The organism is Pseudoalteromonas sp. OF5H-5 (genome assembly GCF_021530695.1).
Lineage (GTDB): Bacteria > Pseudomonadota > Gammaproteobacteria > Enterobacterales > Alteromonadaceae > Pseudoalteromonas.
This window is the reverse complement of the sequence record NZ_JAKGBF010000004.1, coordinates 335836-353440: the sequence shown is the minus strand read 5'-3', so window position 1 is coordinate 353440 and position 17605 is coordinate 335836. Positions and strand designations below refer to the sequence as shown.

Genomic DNA, 17605 nt, shown 5'->3' with positions numbered 1-17605 from the left:
AAAGCCCACCGTTGTGGGCTTTTTAACACCTTTAGATTGCATAGAGTAAAAAATATCCATATTTTTTTTCACTTTTGCTTTACAAGCGAATTATTTCTGATGATAATGACAGCGTTGTCATAATGGTAATAACCTAATGTTGTGTATCCCAATTAGGTTCGATCTGACCTTGCTTTGATTGCACGCGAGGCAAGGCTCAGATCCCATTTTATTCTAATCATCTCAACATTTGGTTAATCGTATGCAAGTAGTCATTTTAAAAGACGCTGCCGAAGTGGCAGCATATGGTGCAGACATTTTTACAACGCAATTAAAGCGTAAAGCTAACTCTGTGTTGGGATTAGCGACGGGTTCAACACCGGTTGCTTTGTATCAAGAATTAATTAAGCGTAACCAAGCAAACGAAATCAGCTTTGCGGAAGTTACCAGCTTTAATCTAGATGAATATTTAGGCTTAGATGGCTCGCACCCACAAAGTTATCGTTACTTTATGCAGCAGCAGCTATTTGACCATATCAACATTGATAGAAGTAACACGCACGTACCGCCGGGTGATGCAAAAAATCCAATTACGGCGTGCGGCGAATATGAAGCGCGTATTAAATCTGCTGGTGGTATTGATGTACAACTGTTAGGTATTGGCAGAAATGGCCATATTGGCTTTAACGAGCCATCTTCTGGATTGACGTCACGCACTCGGGTTAAAACCCTAACGAAAGCGACGATTGATGATAATGCTCGTTTTTTTAAAGCTGATGAGTACCAACCTCATTTGTCAATCACAATGGGTATTGGCACGATTTTAGATGCTAAAAAAGTCGTGTTATTAGCGACTGGTGAAAACAAAGCTGATGCCGTTGTTGCTATGGTGGAAGGCCCGTTAACTGCAGCGTGTCCGGCTTCGGCACTACAAATGCATCGTGATGCTGTAATCGTCATCGATGAAGCTGCGGCATCTAAGCTAAAAGATATTGAATTCTATAAGCATATTGAAAACGAAAATCAAAAGCTGTTGGACTATCTTGCCTCTCTGTAGTGTGAAATCACACTGTAGTTTTCAAAAGCCCATTTATGGGCTTTTTTTTTGCCTGCACCTTTGTGCTATGGTAGCTTTAAGGTCTCGCCGAGGTGGATAAAATGTTCCAGAACACGAAGGAATAGGGGCTTGCTGTATTACACTCAAATGACGTTAGACAGAGCGTCTAACGAAAGAAAAGATCAAAACTGGTTATTATCTCAAATGGGTGACAATAGTCGCTGGTTATTAATTCAAGACGACGCTAATTTAGTGCGTGTCGGAGATAATGAATTACATTATCTTTCTCGCACAGAAGTCGCTGATTTAGCACTTCAAGACGCGATATTCTTAGGTCGTGACGAAGCGCACAGCTATTTTGCGCTTGACGTCTCTAAACAACGAGATAAGCTTTCTTTTATTGACTCCGAGTCAGAATTCATCGATATGCGCCAAGTGGGTCGTAACTTACCAAAGCAACAAGGCTCAATTGGTGTGCTTGCACGAGGCTTATGCTACTGGCATAAAACCCATTGTTTTTGCGGACGTTGTGGGCAACCCAATAAAATGGTTGAAGCAGGTCATGCAAGACGTTGTGTTAACCCTGAATGCCGCCATATGACGTTTCCACGTACAGATCCAGCCGTTATCATGCTTGTCACTCATGTTTTCCCTGATGGCGTTGAACGCTGCTTGTTGGGCCGTCAGGCTGTTTGGCCAGAAGGGGTATTTTCGACGCTGGCTGGGTTTGTTGATCCCGGCGAATCGTTAGAGCAAGCCGTGATAAGGGAAGTGATGGAAGAGGCGGGTGTTGAAGCATACGACGCCACTTATATTGCCTCACAGCCTTGGCCGTTCCCGTCATCACTTATGCTGGGGTTTATCGCGAAGGCAAAAACCACAGAGATTTTTGTCGAGCAAGATGAGCTTGAGCAAGCTAAATGGTTTTCACGGGCGGAGCTTAATACATTTTCAGAGTGGGGCGATACAAAGCCCGGCTATAAACTCACCAGAGAAGACTCGATCTCCAGATATTTAGTTGAATACTGGCGTGCACAATCAGAAGAGTAATTATGAAAAAGCATACTAAAATCGTTGCTGCTGGAAGAAAAGCAGAATATACCAAAGGGGTAGTAAACCCAGTTGTTCAGCGCGCCTCTACCGTAGTTTTTGAGAGCGTTGCCGAAATGCAAGAAGCGATAAAAGGACGTGGACATCGCACTTTGTTTTACGGCCGCCGTGGCACCAATACCCATTTCGCCTTGCAAGATGCCATTACTGAGCTTGAAAATGGTGCGGGTTGCGCCTTATATCCGTCTGGTGCTGCTGCTATCGCACAGTCACTACTGTCATTTTTAAAAGCAGGCGATCACTTACTGATGGTGGATACTGCGTATGAACCAACCAGAGATTTGTGCGATAAGCTGTTAAAAGGCTATGGTATCGAAACCACTTATTATGACCCTATGGTTGGCGCTGGTATTGACGCGTTAATTCAAGACAATACCAAAGTGTTGTTCTTAGAGTCTCCAGGTTCAATCACCATGGAAGTTCAAGATGTGCCAGCGATGGTTGAAGTTGCAAAGCGCCGTGGCGTTATCACTATGCTTGATAATACGTGGGGTAATGGCTGGCAGTTTCGTCCGCTCGATCATGGTGTTGATATCAGCATTCAAGCCGCAACCAAGTATATTGTTGGGCATTCGGATGTCATGATGGGGGTTGCCGTTGCAAATGAGCGCTATTGGCCTGAGCTTAGAGAGCACTCGTATTTACTTGGTCAATGTACCTCTGCAGATGATGCTTATTTAGCACTACGTGGGTTACGTACTATGCCTGCGAGGTTAAAACAACATGAGCAGTCGGCAATGACAGTGGCGAAATGGCTCGAAGCGCATCCGCTCGTGGATCACGTTAGACATCCCGCTTTTGAGACTTGCCCTGGCCATGAATTCTTCAAGCGAGACTTTGATGGCAGTAATGGTTTATTTTCAATCGTAATGAAAGAAGGTAGCCAAAAGGCGATTAACCGCTTCTTAGATGCTTTATCCCATTTTAAAATGGGTTTCTCATGGGGCGGCTATGAAAGTTTAGTTACAGCCAATAAAACCATGGAGCATTTGCGATCAACCACTGGTTGGACATTGGGCCCCGTGATCCGCCTTCACATAGGTCTTGAAGACGTAGAAGACTTGTTAGAAGATTTAGAACACGCACTTAAGGTCTATGAACAAAACCTCGGTAAATCTTAAAACCTCGATCAGTATTGGGTGCTTCACTTTTAACGAGGCACCTCGGATTTATTGAGCCACAATAGCTGTTGGATCAAGACTGAAAACTGTAGAGAACAATACCAGTTTGGCGCAGTTTAAGCGTAAGGCACAGGGAACCTTTATAGGGAGGTTATGTCTAAGAGCGATGTCATGAAAGTATTGCAAACTGAATTCAAGGAAAGGTGATGAAGTTAAACAGATTGATTATGTTACCGATAATCTCACTCAGCGCTTGTGTAGTAATGCCTGTGCAAGATACTGCTCACACCAACAAGTGCGAGATTTCATCGGATAGAAAAACCCTAAAGATAGTCGATGTTGCAGATGAAACCAATACGTATTATTCCGTGAGTGGAATTATATTAACGCCGATACTCGTTCCTACTACTGCTATTATTTCGGGAACTTATGTGCTGGCAAATAATGCCTATCGTCTTGGGGAAGAGACGATAAAATGCGAGAACAAATCTTAAAACTAACTACAAACTTATTTAATTGTTGCGTTGTGCTCTGTATTTGAGCGCAGCGGGTCAAAACCACTTGTGCGACATGCTTGGTTTGCTATGTTTTACTTTTATAATGTATCGTAAGCGTCGCCAGAACCACACCTAGCTACTGAATACGCTCAGCCTATAAAGTACAGCTCTGACCTCAATTCGGAGCTGACCATGCCTAAACACAAAACCGCAGAGCAATGGCTGAAACTTATCGAACAACAGGAACTCAGTGGTTTGTCTGTCACTGACTTCTGCACGCAGCACAACCTTAGTACCAAGTCTTTTTATAATCGCCGAAGTAAACTTCGCACTAAAAAACCACCTAAGTCATCTTTTATTGCCGCTAAGCCTGCTGCATCTGAGTCCGTTTCTCTGCCTGAGTTGTTACAGCTCAAGCATGGTCAGAATACGGTGTTGTTGCCATCAAACACAGATGCCCTGTGGTTGGCTGCACTGCTCAGGGCGCTGTCTTGATCTGCTGGCACAATGAGTCTGTTTACTTGCACCGCCAGCCAGTAGACTTTCGTAAATCCATCAATGGCCTCTCGGCGATTGTTGAGCAAGAAATGGCAGCACACGCGATGAGCGGTCAGGTGTTTGCGTTTTGCAATAAAAACAAGGACAAGCTGAAGGTGTTATATTGGAATAAAACCGGCTTTGCCTTGTGGTACAAGCGCCTTGAAAAAGACAAGTTTAAATGGCCCGACAAAGAAGACGATGACGTCATTACACTCAGCGCCGAACAATGGCAGTGGTTATTGTCTGGCTTATCGGCCATTGCTCACAAGCCGCTCAGCTATGGTTATAACGTATGATCATAACAGGGGTTTTTAGATCACGAATTAATCTAAGCTATTAATTTAAAAACAGTTACTCTGTTGATACAGTAGACTGCATGAAAGAAATGAATAAACTGCCTGATGATCCTCAGCAGTTGAAGCAGATCATTGCTCAGCTTCAGGCGCGTAATAACTACCTCGAAGAACAATTCAGACTGGCCCAGCAAAAACGTTTTGGGGCCAGCAGTGAGTCGCACCCTGCACAAGCTGACTTGTTCAATGAAGCCGAAACGCTGGTTGAAGAAGCACCTGAGCAAGACGTGGAAACCATCGAATATCAGCGCAAAAAGCCGACACGTCAGCCACTGCCAAAAGATCTGCCCCGCGAACGTGTTGTGCATGACATCGACAACAAACAATGTGATTGCTGTGGCGGTGAGCTGCACAAAATGGTCGAGGATGCGAGCGAAAAGCTGGAGTTTATCCCGGCCCAGGTCAAAGTCATCGAACACGTCAGGCCAAAATACAGCTGCCGGCACTGTGAAAAAACACAAACCCAGGTTGAGATCAAACAAGCGCCTGTCCCACCGAGCCCGGTTCCTAAAGGCATAGCAACGGCCAGTTTGCTCAGCCAGATCATCACCAGTAAATATCAGTATGGCTTACCGCTGTATCGGCAAGAAAGCCTGTTCAAACAATATGGTATTGCACTGAGCAGGCAAACCATGGCGGATTGGGTGATCCGCTGCGCCAGTTTATTCAAGCCGCTCTATGACAGGCTGCACGAAGTGTTGCTACAGCAACCGGTGGTGCACGGCGATGAAACCACGGTTAAGGTGGTGAAAGAAGACAAACAGACCAGTTACATGTGGCTGTATTGCAGCGGCACGGACTCGCCTGTGGCAGAGGCAAACATCCCCAATATTGCCCTGTTCGACTATCAGAATAGTCGTGCGAGTCGCTGTCCTGTGGCATTTTTACAGGGCTACAACGGCTATCTGCAAGTTGACGGTTATGCGGGCTATGAGCAAACGCAGGCGACACTGGTTGGTTGCTGGGCGCACGCAAGACGCAAGTTCAAAGAAGCCGCAGATGCGCAGGCCAAGGGTAAAACAGGTAAAGCGAACTGGGCGCTCAACCATATTCAAAAGTTATATCGAGTTGAGACTGCAAACAAAACAGCAAGCGCAGAGGAGCGGCAGGCTGCACGGGTACAACAAAGCGCACCGCTGCTGGCCCAGTTTAAAACCTGGTTAGATAAATCAGCACAAACGGTGGTACCAAAATCGAAGCTGGGCGAGGCCGTCCACTATACGCTAAGGCAGTGGCCGAAACTCATTCACTACCTCGATGACGGACATCTAAAGATAGACAACAACCGGGCAGAGCGCGCTATCAAACCGTTCGTCATAGGGCGAAAGAACTGGCTGTTTAGCTTCACCACAAGTGGCGCTGAGAGTAGCGCAATCCTCTACAGCGTGATCGAAACAGCCAGAGCAAACGGCCACACCCCATTTGATTATGTGATGCATTGCTTAAACGAATTAGCCCAGCCACAGTACGATATCAACAGTTTACTGCCCTGGCATGTTAGCCTCTAGGTGTAGTTAGCCGTACGCTTACGTTACTTCGGATGGTAAATACATATTGTTTAATCGAGGGATGGATAACGAGAATTCCAATGTCGACATCTACTGGATGGATGCAAAGATAATTAATGAGTTAAAAACCAAAAATCTAAGTAAGGAAGCATTATGAGTCGACGTTATATTTTGTCTCTATTATTTATGCTAAGTGGCGCTCGCAAAAGTCATGATACTAATGCAGTTGCAACAAGTAGCTAGATTGGCAATCCTATCAACGCAAGTAAACTAACGGGAACTCCTAGCTTACTTGCGTTGTTAATACTTACGCGAAATTAGATACAATTAGTTCCTTTATACCATTGTCCAACTTGCTTAAATCTTCCCATTCACCATAGATATCTTCTAACATATGAACCTCATCGACTAGCTCACCATTTTTATACTTGCTGACTACAGGATGTAAAAAACCATGTTGAGAAAACTTGAGTTGCTCATCTTTATCACTTGGTATGCGGTAGCTAAATTCCAATCTAAAACCTGAAAATTGCTTAAACTGTTCCTCATTTTCGTAAACAAGTTTTGGGACGCTTTCAAAAAATTCAAAGCCACCATTTGGTTTCTTTGAATACAAATCATAAGCGTTCCCAAACAAAAACCAAATTGTGGTTGCTGATTTTATACGCTCGCTGATCTCATTGTATAATTCTGAAGAAGAATCAAGTTGCTTTCTACTTTGCTGGGCTACAAGATTCAATTTCTTGATAATTATTTCAGATAATGACTCCGCGTTATGCCTAATTCCGTGTATAAAAGGAGTTGAGGAATCTTTGTAGTCATTGCATTGCATATTCGCTCCGCAAAAAAACAGATTCGGAATATTACTACTTTCCCATTTATGATTAAGCTTAGGAAACATGTTTTTCAAGCACAACTCAGGAAAAGTACTTGGTGCGTAGTGATCGAAGTTACACTTAAACCCTGTACAGTTTATGACGTAATCATAAGTGTTTTTTTCTGATTCTCCATCCTCTGAAAAAATCATATCTACCAAATACTGCCCAGAATTTAACTGTTCAATTGATGCAATTTTTCCGTTTAAGATCGCGTTTTGCTGTTTCAAGAAAAAAGTATCTAGAAACGCCTGATTCACTGAGCGTAAATGCCCGGGGTAGTGGCTGACCCAAGCAAAATTGAAATCATCTGGGCTTATTAAATGGGTGTTTGATGAGACTTCTAATAAGCTATCAGCTGTTTCAAATGCCGAGTTACCTTTCCCTAATATGAGTACTTTCTTATTTGTGAATTGAGCTACGTCGTTATTCATTTCTGTATAGGCTATAGAGTGCTCAATGCCTTTTATATTAGGAATGTTGAGTTCGCCGATCCCTGTGGCATCAACTAAGATCTCACTTACATATTCTTTACCGTTACCATCGACGACTGTAAATTGGTGGTCGTCTTTTGTAACCTTTGCAACGTGGGTTTCGTAATGAATAGGTAACTCGTATTTTGTCGCGAATTCACCAAGGTATTTCACAAGGTTGTCCGCACTCGGATAGTAAGATTTATCAAAGTCTTTAAAAGAAAACTTATCGTCGCCATTTAGTAGTGAATTCCAGTCCCATCTAAGGTTCTTCTCTTTATTATTAAAGCCCGTGTTTACCTTATTTATCGATATCAATTTACGATGGACTGGATAAGTTTCAAAGAAGCTTCCTGCAACTTTTGCACGTTCCAAAACAATATGGGACACATTTACTTTGTTAAGATAATAGCTTAATTGTAAGCCCGCAGGTCCAGCACCAATGATGATGACTTTATAATTTAACTCCATTCTCAACACTCCTTTTGTAAGGTTTCGGGGTTTTTGCTTATTTTTCTAAAGTGTTCATTCTTTATTATATTTTGTGGCGTATCAGTAGCCACGATCTGCCCGCTATCAACTACGATAACCTGATCTGAAAGGTAGATGCTATTTAGGTTATGTGTGATTATTAGTACAGTTTTATTTTTTGCTATTTCTTTTAAGTGACTATGAAGACCGGATTCAGTGGCGAGATCGAGAGAGTTTGTAGCTTCATCTAAAATGAGTATATCACTGTCTGAATATAGCGCTCTTGCTATCGCAAGTCTCTGTTTTTCTCCACCAGATAAATTTGCGGCATTCAAGGTGACTTCGCTATTAAAGGTAAAGCCATTGCTTTGCATGACGACATCAAAGTTTGAGAGCTGAGACACTCGCTTGAGCTTTAACTCGTCGACATTATCAAAACTGAGTTGTAGAGTGATATTTTGCCAAAGTGGTCCACTGAAAAAGAAAGGATCTTGTTCGACCATCGTGACCTTTTGGTGAGTCGATTGTGAGTTTTTTTGATTCTGATGAATGAGAATTTCACCTAGATAGCTTTGATATAAACCCGCAATTAGCTTTATTAAAGTGCTTTTCCCGGAGCCTGATCGGCCGATAATAGAGTAAACTTTATGCTCTTTAAATTTATGCGTTATAGCACATAATGATTCAGAATCTGCCTTTTGATATTTAAACGACAGGTCGGTTAATTCAATTTTATTGTGTGTTGACGTATCTTTGGTGGCGGAAGCTAGTCGTTCAGCGGGCTCTTGATTTAGTAAACTATCTAAGCTGCTAACTGCGTTTCGAGCCTTCGTTGTAACGGAGTTTATGTCACTTATTGAGGCGAAGGAGTACGACATCAGTAATAATACCATAATGAACGCGACTAATTCTCCCGACGCCATTGAACCTTCTATGACATTTAACCCGCCTACCCACAAAACAAAGATCACGCTAGAGAAACTGCCCAAAATGATTAATCCAGATACAATAGATTCTAAAGAATGAAGTCTTTTAGTTGCATTGTAGACTTGACTCGCTCCCGATTCTATTTGTTCTCCAAGTAAGGCTTCCATTCTATGGATTTTTATTGATTGTATACCTGATAATGATTCAATGATTGTCGAGTTTAGATTAGCAACGGTTTCCCGTTTATGGGCGTTGGCCTCGGAAACTCGCTGGCTTACTTTAAAAATGATAAGAATAACCAGCGGAACGGTGACTATTGAAAGCAAAGTCATATACAAACTGGTGGCTAATAAATAAATTAGGCCACACAATAAAGTGCCGGAAGCTTGAAAGAAAATGCTTAAAATAAAGTGGACGTAGGTATTTATAGCTTTAACATCATAGTCGATATTAGAATAAAGCTTGGAAGGGGAAGTAACATCAAATAACTCTTGTTGCTTATATAGCATTCTCCCCATCGCAAAGCTAAGTAGTTTATTGCTTAGCATCTCCTTAATATCAAATACGAGTTTTTGCCTCAAGCCATTCGAAAGCACGAATGTAATTAATAAAAGCAAGATAAATGAGACAAAATAGTTTAAACGTTCTCTCGTGACTGACTCTTGAAACAGTAGCTCAACAGTATAGGCAATGCCAAATGAACTGATGACGACTAAAACATTAAGTACAGCCACAATGAATAGCGTAAAGTGCTGTTTCGCACATAGAGTTTTAAGTTTTTGAAAAACAATACCTTCTGGGATAAATATCATTCTTTATATTGACTCTTCGATAACTCTAAGTAATTTACCAGTTCCACAACATTTATCATTATAGTCTTCGACATGGCGAGCATTTATCACTCTGTCATGCGGACAACCACCATTACAAATTGAGAACCATTCACACTCTCGCATACGATCCGTCGCGTCAATTTCTTCTTTTACAGATGCTTGATTATGATTTGACTTTTCGAGCAGGGTGGCTAGATCTGAATTTAGAAGTGAGCCGTAAATACTGCCAATATCTCCAACATACTTATCACAAGGTGAAACATCACCGTTTGGTTCGACAGTGATTATTTCTTGAGAGCAATTTCCTGCCCAATAACAAGCGGAAAGTTGCTTAGTTTTATCCGATAAAACATCGATAAAATTTTCAAACATTCTGATTCTAACTTTGTCTTTGTAGTGCCCGTACCAAACACGATAAACGCAGCTTAAAAATTCAATGTATTCTTTGTAGCTAATGTAGGCATTACCGATATCATCACCAGGCTTTGCTCGGTTATCTGGGACGATGTTCAGAAATTCTATGTCATTTAATTCAATCGAGTGTAAATAGCTTAAAAGTCGTTCAGGATCTAAGTTGTATACATCTTTGTCGACGACTATTAAAGCACCGTAGGCAATACCATGATGCTTAAGCCGTCGAATTCCTTCAGCAACTTTAATGCTGGTTGGTCTTCCTCGGACGTCAAGTCTCCGAGTATCATTGATTTCAGGTACACCATCAAAGCTAATTCCCACGGACATGCCAATGCCTTTTAAGAAAGTGAGCCACTCATCCGATATATTAACTGCGTTTGATTGCATAGTATTGGTGATGAAGTGATCTGGGCGTCTAAATTGTTCTTGTAACCAAATCAACTTTTTGAAGAACAATGGTCTAAGAAGTGTTACTTCACCACCGTGCCAAACAAACTCCACTCGAGATACATTTGGGATTGCTAATATTCGTTTAACAATTGAAACGAGGTTTTCGAATTTTATAGATTGATTCGGTCCTTCTGCCCACGAATGGCAATATGTACAGCGTAAGTTGCATAGACGTGTAGCCTTGAGTACAACTACAACTTTACTTGCTTTTAGTGGCTTTGCTTTGAAATCGCTTGCTTTTTCTTCTCTGAAAAGAGCTAATTCTTCATCGTCTAAAATATCATAGTCTTTGATCTCACCAATAAGTTGAGATGCTAAGCGAGAGTACTGATAATCACTCACTTCTATGTCTACGGTTTCTTTACTGTTTTCTGCAGCATCAATAACTTTAATAGAAATATCACCGAGCATAATTTATTTTCCTTAATTAACTAATTCACCATCAACCATACTTACTCGCCTACCTGCAACACTTGCTGCAGCAGCGCTGTGCGTTACCATTATGATTGTAGAAGCGCTTGTGTCATTTACTTCCAGCAGTATATCTAAGACCCGCTGGCCAGTTTTTTCATCCAGATTTCCCGTCGGTTCATCCGCAAGAATAATACTTGGTTTGCACGCCATTGTTCGGGCAATCGCAACCCGCTGTTGTTGACCGCCAGATAATTGACTAGGGTAATGATCTTTCCTCGCAATTAATTCCATACGCTCTAATTCTTGCTCTGCCAGTCCTAGTCTATCTTTGTGTGGCACACCCCTAAATTTGAGTGGCAACATAATATTATCCAACACTGATAGATCAGGGATTAAATTGAAAGACTGGAACACATACCCCAAATGTTCTCTTCTGTACTTTAATTTCTTTTTTTGAGATATCGCTGAAACATCAAAACCATTTAAATGTAAACTACCGGAGTCAATATTCGAGAATAATCCAATTGCGTTGAGTAATGTTGATTTTCCTGAACCTGACTTTCCTGTAATGGCAATAAATTCACCTTTATCAACTTGTAGAGATACTTTATTTAAGGCAGTAGTTTTAATTTTATTTGTATAGAAGTGCTTACACACGCACTCAAGTTGAATGACGCTATTCAATGTATAATTCCTCCTTATATTTTTTGTTCCAATCTAAAATTACGACGCTTTTACCTAACACCATAGGAGCATCAATCACTACTCGATCCCCAATCCTTTCCTTAATAAGGATAGGAGTCCTAATAGCCTTACTCTGTTTATCCGAGTGAAGATATACGAATGTGGTATCACCTTTTTGAAACGTTGCTTCGGCTGGAAGTGTAGGTAGGATATTCTTATCGCTATTGGCAAGTTCTATTTCGACAGATTGGCCGACTTTAATGTTACCTTGCCATTCATCGGTATTTGGCATCTCAAGGTTCATTTTGAACTTTCCCTGCTTAATTAATGGGAATATTTTTAATATCTTTAAGTTAATATTTTTATTGTCTATCTTGGCTGTAGCTCTTGTTTCTTTATTGATTCGCTCTAGATAAAATTCATTTAACTCTACTTCAATTAAGTATTCACCCACCATATCTAGGGAAGCAAATTCTTCTTTAGGCAATATCTGTTGTCCTGACTCGACATCAAAGCCAACAAGGTTGCCTGTGATAGGGGCCCTAATAAGAAGCTGCTGCTCGCTCTCCTGAAGCTTGAGTAGCAAACTATTTAGTATTTCCACCGTTTCACCAATCTGCTTTAGCTGATGTGTAATTTGATTATGTTGTGATTGGTAGTAATTAGTCAGAACACCTTGTTTCTCTTTCCATCGAGTCAGGTTACTTTTTATGTCTTCTACATCTGATTTTTGAGAAAGATTCTTTTCTAATAACCTGAGTTTTTGATCTAGTTCTCTTTCAAGTACATCTACGTTATAAAGGGCATCTTCTAATGACAGCTTTGAAGAGGTAAGCTCACGCCTCAAATTTAATCTCATATTTTCCAAATTACTAATCTGTTCTGATATTTGAGCCATTTTTTCTGTCAACTTTAATGTGTAGTCATAGTTTTCTAGCTCTAAAATAACATCTCCCTTTTCTACAAGTGTATGTTGCCGATTGATAAAGCTTTTTACTCTGCCGCCAATGTCAGAGGACAGCTTGATAGATTTCATCGGACGTATCGTACCTATAGATGTAATTGCTGAATGAGAGTTTGTTACGGCAATAATTTTTGCTTTTTCATATGGTATACTTGATATCGACTTGTTGCTGTGGAATAAAAGAAAGAAAAAGATAAATGTCATTAATAAGAAGAACGCTACTATCTTTTTACGCTTACCTTTAGGGTTTTCTATTATAGTGTCCATTTAAATCTTTACTGCCTCTCTAGATACTTTTTGCTAACAACAAAAAAGCTAAGAATTATCACGCTGATGAAGATGGCTGCGATGGCCATAGAAGAAAATATATAGCTCGTAAAACCAAAGGAGAAGTTATCAGATATCAAAAGGTTTTCTTTAAGAATATAATAACCAATGCAAGTTCCAACTAAAGAAGAAAAAGTATATAAATAAATATTGTTTTTTAGGGTGTAAGAAAAGATATCTTTCAATCCAGCTCCTAGTTGCTTCATTATATCTAGAGTGTAACTATTACGCTCTACATCAACTAAGCTGTTGGCAATTGTATTTAGGGAAATCAAAACTATGTTCAGAGCGACAACCCAAAGTAAATAATTGGCGATTTTTGATAAGTCTGAATACTCTGACTCAAGTGCTGCATAGCTTGAGCTAAAATCTAATTTATTATTTATGCTTATACGATCGACAATTCGGTTAGAAGTGTTAAGTAATACCGATGTTGCTTTCTCTTCATTAAGGACAATCATAATAGGATCATGAAATGGTTTTACCTTACTTAAAAAAAAGTCACTAACTACTTTAACTATTTCAATTTCTTCTACGCCATTCCCTAAGTCAGCATAAAATTTATGCATTGATAACTTTTCGATAGGAATATTGTCATATAAATTTGCGAATGCTTGAGTTACTACAACCCTTGTCTTTCCATTTATATGGCGGTCATAATTTGAGTGAATGATACTGTCTAAGTCTAGCGGATTTAGACCAAATACTTTTATAAATTCTTCACCTGCATAAAAGTAGTTAATTGGTGTGATATTCTGATCTATTTTTTGTTGTGCTGTGGAAACCGTGACAAAGTGTGATGATTTATCAAATGGGTGCCAGCTAGCTACAGCAGAAACTTCTCCATATTCGGCATTGATTTTATTTCTCAGTGTAATAGGACTTACATCATTAACACCATCTAGCTTTATAAAGTGGCTTTTTGCGATATCGTAGCCGTAGTCGGCCTTTTTTTCGGTAAACAGTTCATAAGTTAAGCTAACTGCGATAAAAATTACAATAGAAGTGATTAACATCTGAAGAAACACAGTGACTTTTGTAAGCCACATTGTTTTTAGTCCTGTCGATTTGGTGATGGACTCATTGCTTTGATACGATAGAACTCTCTTAATAACAAACACATTAGATAGAGTGTATAGGGATATAATTGTTATTATTATCAAGGATAATGTAAATAACTTTTCCTCTGTGTTGACCGTAGATAAAATATCAAACTCACCGGAAAGAGGTGGAAGGATAAGGTAAAGTAATATAGCTGATGTGATATTGGCTATGATAAGAGAATTTTTGTTTTCTAGTAGAGAAATAAAGATAATCTGTATTTCGCTACCGCCAATGCTTGTTAATGTTTTTATACGATCTAATTGAGAGATTTTTATTGAGATTATCGAGCTTAAAAATCCAACGGTTCCAAGAATGAAAGAAAATATGCAGATTCCAAAGATTAGATATAAGCTTGATTTTGAAAATGTAATTCCAAGCGCGTCAGGGTGATTCCTATCATAATGAAGATCTGAAACTGCTCTTTTTGAAAGGTTAATAAATGAACTTGGGGTGAAAGGTGCCCCAGGGATCTGCGGTGCGTTACTACTAACGATTTTTTCTAGATCTAGGTCATTTCTGTTTACCAGTTCGACAAATAGATGAAGATGAGTGTCATACCAATCAGTATAACTTTCTTTTATTTTTCCATTATATAAATGATCGAAGTTAACAATCACATCTGGTTGGATTGATAAGGTGTCATCTATTTTTATTACTTTCTCTATTCTATATAAACCAGTATTGTTTATTTTTATTGTTTTTCCAATTATTTTACTATTATCTTCCGCTATCTTTTCAGCGAGCGTGGACGAGATGAAAGCTCCACTTATACCCAGCTCTTCAGAGCCTAGATTTAGCATGAGTTGTGCAGTTTTATCTAATGCATAGACTTCAGTGCCTTTTAATTCTATATCATTATATAATATAGTTATATTCTCACGATAAACTTTGCCTACCCTTTTTACAGCTTGATCTTTTTCTAATACAGGTATAAGTGCAGCAGGAGCTTTAGAGCTTACCACGGTTTCACCGGATGGTAGGTTAAATTGGGTTTCAATTTTATATATGTCGCTGGAAAGTCCAGAATTTATAGAGCTGTCTGCTAGAAAAAAAATAAACATCAATCCAAGTAAGACAGCGCCCAGTGATAAAGATAAAACCCCAGTGACAGCGGAAAGTGCTTTTCCATCGCTCAATAGTTTAGACATCTTAACTACCTAAACTCTGCAAATTTTTGAGCGTGTCGAATAGTCTTTGTTCTATTTCAAACTTTGAATCAGTGATAGCATCTAAAAAGCTTGATGATGAAAAGCCTCTAGATGCTTGTTGTAGATAATAATATGCATTATCTGAAGGCTCATAAGCATACGCCTTTCGCCAGAAATTCTTCAAACCATACCAAGTGTAACAGGCTTGAATATAGGTATTTGGATCTAACATTCTACCTGTCCAAGGCGATTTGATGATACGAGAGTGAAATTTTGTTGGTAGACACGGCTCATACAATTCAGCTAGGTCAAATAGATTATGTGTCATCTCATGAACGATAGCATCGGCAATTGTTTCAACACTCACCTCACTAAGATTAGGATTAATCAAGACAATTAAGCCATTGCTAATATTAGTTGAAGCACAGTTAAAGCGATTTTTTGTCTTATCAAACCGGATTGCTATTGAGCAAATGCTCTCTTTTAAAATTGTGTAGCACGGATCTGAAACCGCTTTTATGTAATCTAGCGCATTGTAAATTTTTGGAGTCGAGCATTGAATAAGCTCTGGAGTAATGCCCGTATCGTCCCAAGGAATATCTTTTTGGACACCTCTTGCTAGGTCACTAAAGTAGTCTAGAAGAATGTTTGAGTCGGGATGAAAATTTTGATTTTTAAACAGTTTATCTGAGGATGCTTGATAACCAAGATTACCGCGTAAGTTCCAAGTGACTGAGGTTTCATCAATGAAATCACTTTGGATAATATAGTCAGGGTTAAATTCCAAGAAAGAAAGTTCTGTAATTAGTAATCTCTCTATCGTTGATTGATATTTTTCATCACCACGGCATGCGATCAATGTATTCCAAAATCTTGGTAATTTTAAAAGCTGGTACAGATCATTAGTTGACAGTCTTTCAGAGAGCTTATCAAACAATTCTGAGAGCGGTTTGTTTGATAATACCTCTTTCTCAATGATATCTATCATTAATGTTAATTTACATCGCGTAAATATCTCAACAAAGGAGTCGTTCTCAAACTTCAGACAACTGGGTAATTCGCTCGTTAAAATATTCATAACATTCGTCCTAAATAAAGCTGTTAACACTGCACATCTTTAACAGCTAATCAACCAAAAGGTGGTTACTTCTCGAACGACTTAGACCAGTTCCAAGCGGTAATTGGTGGAGCAATCGCAATGCTATCAACACGAGATTGGTCAACGTTTGCAATATTTAGTGTTTGATCTGAAAAGCTAGCTTTTAACGCATCTAGTTTTTCTGCAACAGAAATTTTTTTTTTTGGTGCTTCAACGATCATTTTTAATTCCTTCTTAAAAGTTAAATTATACCTTGAGGACACATCCTCGAAATATTTGTACATTAAATGATAATGCAGTGTCAAATTTTTTATTTTAACTTGTTAGAGTGTGACGTTGGTTTGCACTTATTTTCTTCAACTTAATTTTTTGTAAGTCATTGGATTGTAATTGTTTATTGGTTTTTTATTTGATGAGCCTAGCTTGGGGTATGGCGAAGCTTACGCTGAGAATGAAGTTGTGTTGAATTTATGTTAACTTTATGGGTTTGTTGGTGGGCTGTTTGGCTATTTTTAGAGTTTGCATTATGGTGATAGATTTTTGGAAGATGTAGATGTAGATGTAGATGTAGATGTAGATGTAGATGTAGAAGTGGAGTAATACATACTCCACTTATAAAACTTAATGCTGTGCTTTGGGAGGGAAGTTAGCCAATAGTTCTGAGATGGTTTTGTTTATTGACTCTGTTCTTTGATCCGGTGATTGATTGCTACGTAAGCGACCTTCTTTTGCTCCACGCCAAACTAGCTGGTTAGACGCTTTGTCTATCATATCGAGTACTAGCGTGCCCACTTCATATTCACGTGTTGTGGTCTGTGTTTGCCAGCCAATACCCCAGTAATTCCAACGCGCGCCATACGTGGTGTGAAGTGAGTCAGATTCAATTTTTGTATCAACTGATGCGTGATAGTTAACCAGTAAGTCAGCCGATTGCGGATCGGTGAGGGTGAAACCTTGTTTGCTCATTTCGTTTTGAATTGCACTGCGGATCCGCTTTTCCATTAAGTCATTGACTTGGTATTCACGACCATTATTTTTTAGGTCCGCTTCAGGTGACCAAGCATAGGTTTTGTAGTTAGCGAATTGTACAGACTTATCATAATCCCAATCAGGGGTTTTGGCGCAGGCCGCTAACATCAGCACCAAAGTGGCGATAACAATATTCTTAAACATGTGTCTTTACTCCTTAGTCGGATATTTGCTCTACCTTAACGTGTTAAGGCGTTAAATGGTAGAGACAAGCACCCTTTAATAATT

At 39.6% G+C, this 17605-nt stretch carries 16 protein-coding genes; 7 read left to right on the top strand and 9 right to left on the bottom strand.

Annotation, left to right across the window (positions count from 1 at the left end; translation table 11 throughout):
• Nucleotides 1-241: 241 nt before the first annotated feature.
• From nagB to tnpC, 7 genes are all read left to right on the top strand, one after another.
• On the top strand, nucleotides 242-1036 hold the full coding sequence (gene nagB, locus L1271_RS08340) for a glucosamine-6-phosphate deaminase (protein WP_010604062.1): 795 nt from the start codon (nucleotides 242-244) through the stop codon (nucleotides 1034-1036).
• Between the two features lie 147 nt (nucleotides 1037-1183).
• Nucleotides 1184-2086, top strand: a complete 903-nt coding sequence (nudC, locus tag L1271_RS08335) for an NAD(+) diphosphatase (RefSeq protein WP_010604063.1) — start codon at nucleotides 1184-1186, stop codon at nucleotides 2084-2086.
• Nucleotides 2087-2088: 2 nt separating this feature from the next.
• Nucleotides 2089-3267 carry a cystathionine beta-lyase gene (locus tag L1271_RS08330; RefSeq protein ID WP_235367557.1) on the top strand — a complete coding sequence of 393 codons (1179 nt, stop codon included), beginning with the start codon at nucleotides 2089-2091 and terminating at the stop codon, nucleotides 3265-3267.
• A gap of 206 nt (nucleotides 3268-3473) precedes the next feature.
• The gene (locus L1271_RS08325) at nucleotides 3474-3761 is read left to right on the top strand and encodes a hypothetical protein (protein ID WP_095727881.1); all 288 of its coding nucleotides are present in this window, start codon (nucleotides 3474-3476) and stop codon (nucleotides 3759-3761) included.
• A gap of 195 nt (nucleotides 3762-3956) precedes the next feature.
• Nucleotides 3957-4259: an IS66 family insertion sequence element accessory protein TnpA gene (tnpA, locus tag L1271_RS08320; protein WP_235367556.1), complete on the top strand. Its 303-nt coding sequence runs from the start codon at nucleotides 3957-3959 to the stop codon at nucleotides 4257-4259.
• Entirely contained in the window at nucleotides 4256-4600 is a 345-nt protein-coding gene (gene tnpB, locus L1271_RS08315) for an IS66 family insertion sequence element accessory protein TnpB (protein ID WP_235367555.1), read from the top strand. Before tnpA ends, tnpB begins: the two co-directional genes overlap by 4 nt.
• Nucleotides 4601-4689: 89 nt before the next feature.
• Nucleotides 4690-6165, top strand: a complete 1476-nt coding sequence (gene tnpC / locus L1271_RS08310; protein WP_235367577.1) for an IS66 family transposase — start codon at nucleotides 4690-4692, stop codon at nucleotides 6163-6165.
• Nucleotides 6166-6472: 307 nt separating this feature from the next.
• Here tnpC and L1271_RS08305 read toward each other — a convergent pair whose 3' ends face one another.
• From L1271_RS08305 to L1271_RS08265, 9 genes are all read right to left on the bottom strand, one after another.
• Nucleotides 6473-7984 carry an NAD(P)-binding domain-containing protein gene (locus L1271_RS08305; protein WP_235367554.1) on the bottom strand — a complete coding sequence of 504 codons (1512 nt, stop codon included), beginning with the start codon at nucleotides 7982-7984 and terminating at the stop codon, nucleotides 6473-6475.
• A gap of 2 nt (nucleotides 7985-7986) precedes the next feature.
• Nucleotides 7987-9723, bottom strand: a complete 1737-nt coding sequence (locus L1271_RS08300) for an ABC transporter ATP-binding protein (protein WP_010604502.1) — start codon at nucleotides 9721-9723, stop codon at nucleotides 7987-7989.
• Nucleotides 9724-9726: 3 nt separating this feature from the next.
• On the bottom strand, nucleotides 9727-11019 hold the full coding sequence (gene darE, locus L1271_RS08295; RefSeq protein WP_010604503.1) for a darobactin maturation radical SAM/SPASM protein DarE: 1293 nt from the start codon (nucleotides 11017-11019) through the stop codon (nucleotides 9727-9729).
• A gap of 12 nt (nucleotides 11020-11031) precedes the next feature.
• Entirely contained in the window at nucleotides 11032-11706 is a 675-nt protein-coding gene (locus L1271_RS08290) for an ABC transporter ATP-binding protein (RefSeq protein ID WP_102056618.1), read from the bottom strand.
• Nucleotides 11699-12937, bottom strand: coding sequence for an HlyD family efflux transporter periplasmic adaptor subunit (locus L1271_RS08285; protein ID WP_010604505.1), 1239 nt, complete (start codon nucleotides 12935-12937; stop codon nucleotides 11699-11701). Before L1271_RS08285 ends, L1271_RS08290 begins: the two co-directional genes overlap by 8 nt.
• 8 nt (nucleotides 12938-12945) lie before the next feature.
• Entirely contained in the window at nucleotides 12946-15249 is a 2304-nt protein-coding gene (darB, locus tag L1271_RS08280; protein ID WP_235367553.1) for a darobactin export ABC transporter permease subunit, read from the bottom strand.
• Nucleotide 15250: 1 nt separating this feature from the next.
• Nucleotides 15251-16327, bottom strand: coding sequence for a hypothetical protein (locus L1271_RS08275; protein ID WP_235367552.1), 1077 nt, complete (start codon nucleotides 16325-16327; stop codon nucleotides 15251-15253).
• 65 nt (nucleotides 16328-16392) lie between these two features.
• Nucleotides 16393-16569, bottom strand: coding sequence for a darobactin family peptide antibiotic (gene darA, locus L1271_RS08270; protein WP_235367551.1), 177 nt, complete (start codon nucleotides 16567-16569; stop codon nucleotides 16393-16395).
• A 400-nt stretch (nucleotides 16570-16969) separates the two neighbouring features.
• Nucleotides 16970-17521, bottom strand: coding sequence for a DUF4136 domain-containing protein (locus L1271_RS08265; protein WP_235367550.1), 552 nt, complete (start codon nucleotides 17519-17521; stop codon nucleotides 16970-16972).
• Between the last annotated feature and the right edge of the window lie 84 nt (nucleotides 17522-17605).

Excerpts from the sequence above, each read along its gene's own strand:
- nagB (WP_010604062.1), top strand. The coding sequence starts at position 242 with ATGCAAGTAGTCATTTTAAAAGACGCTGCCGAAGTGGCAGCATATGGT.
- nudC (WP_010604063.1), top strand. The coding sequence starts at position 1,184 with ATGACGTTAGACAGAGCGTCTAACGAAAGAAAAGATCAAAACTGGTTA.
- L1271_RS08330 (WP_235367557.1), top strand. The coding sequence starts at position 2,089 with ATGAAAAAGCATACTAAAATCGTTGCTGCTGGAAGAAAAGCAGAATAT.
- L1271_RS08325 (WP_095727881.1), top strand. The coding sequence starts at position 3,474 with ATGAAGTTAAACAGATTGATTATGTTACCGATAATCTCACTCAGCGCT.
- tnpA (WP_235367556.1), top strand. The coding sequence starts at position 3,957 with ATGCCTAAACACAAAACCGCAGAGCAATGGCTGAAACTTATCGAACAA.
- tnpC (WP_235367577.1), top strand. The coding sequence starts at position 4,690 with ATGAATAAACTGCCTGATGATCCTCAGCAGTTGAAGCAGATCATTGCT.
- L1271_RS08305 (WP_235367554.1), bottom strand. The coding sequence starts at position 7,984 with ATGGAGTTAAATTATAAAGTCATCATCATTGGTGCTGGACCTGCGGGC.
- L1271_RS08300 (WP_010604502.1), bottom strand. The coding sequence starts at position 9,723 with ATGATATTTATCCCAGAAGGTATTGTTTTTCAAAAACTTAAAACTCTA.
- darE (WP_010604503.1), bottom strand. The coding sequence starts at position 11,019 with ATGCTCGGTGATATTTCTATTAAAGTTATTGATGCTGCAGAAAACAGT.
- L1271_RS08285 (WP_010604505.1), bottom strand. The coding sequence starts at position 12,937 with ATGGACACTATAATAGAAAACCCTAAAGGTAAGCGTAAAAAGATAGTA.
- darB (WP_235367553.1), bottom strand. The coding sequence starts at position 15,249 with ATGTCTAAACTATTGAGCGATGGAAAAGCACTTTCCGCTGTCACTGGG.
- L1271_RS08275 (WP_235367552.1), bottom strand. The coding sequence starts at position 16,327 with ATGAATATTTTAACGAGCGAATTACCCAGTTGTCTGAAGTTTGAGAAC.
- darA (WP_235367551.1), bottom strand. The coding sequence starts at position 16,569 with ATGATCGTTGAAGCACCAAAAAAAAAAATTTCTGTTGCAGAAAAACTA.
- L1271_RS08265 (WP_235367550.1), bottom strand. The coding sequence starts at position 17,521 with ATGTTTAAGAATATTGTTATCGCCACTTTGGTGCTGATGTTAGCGGCC.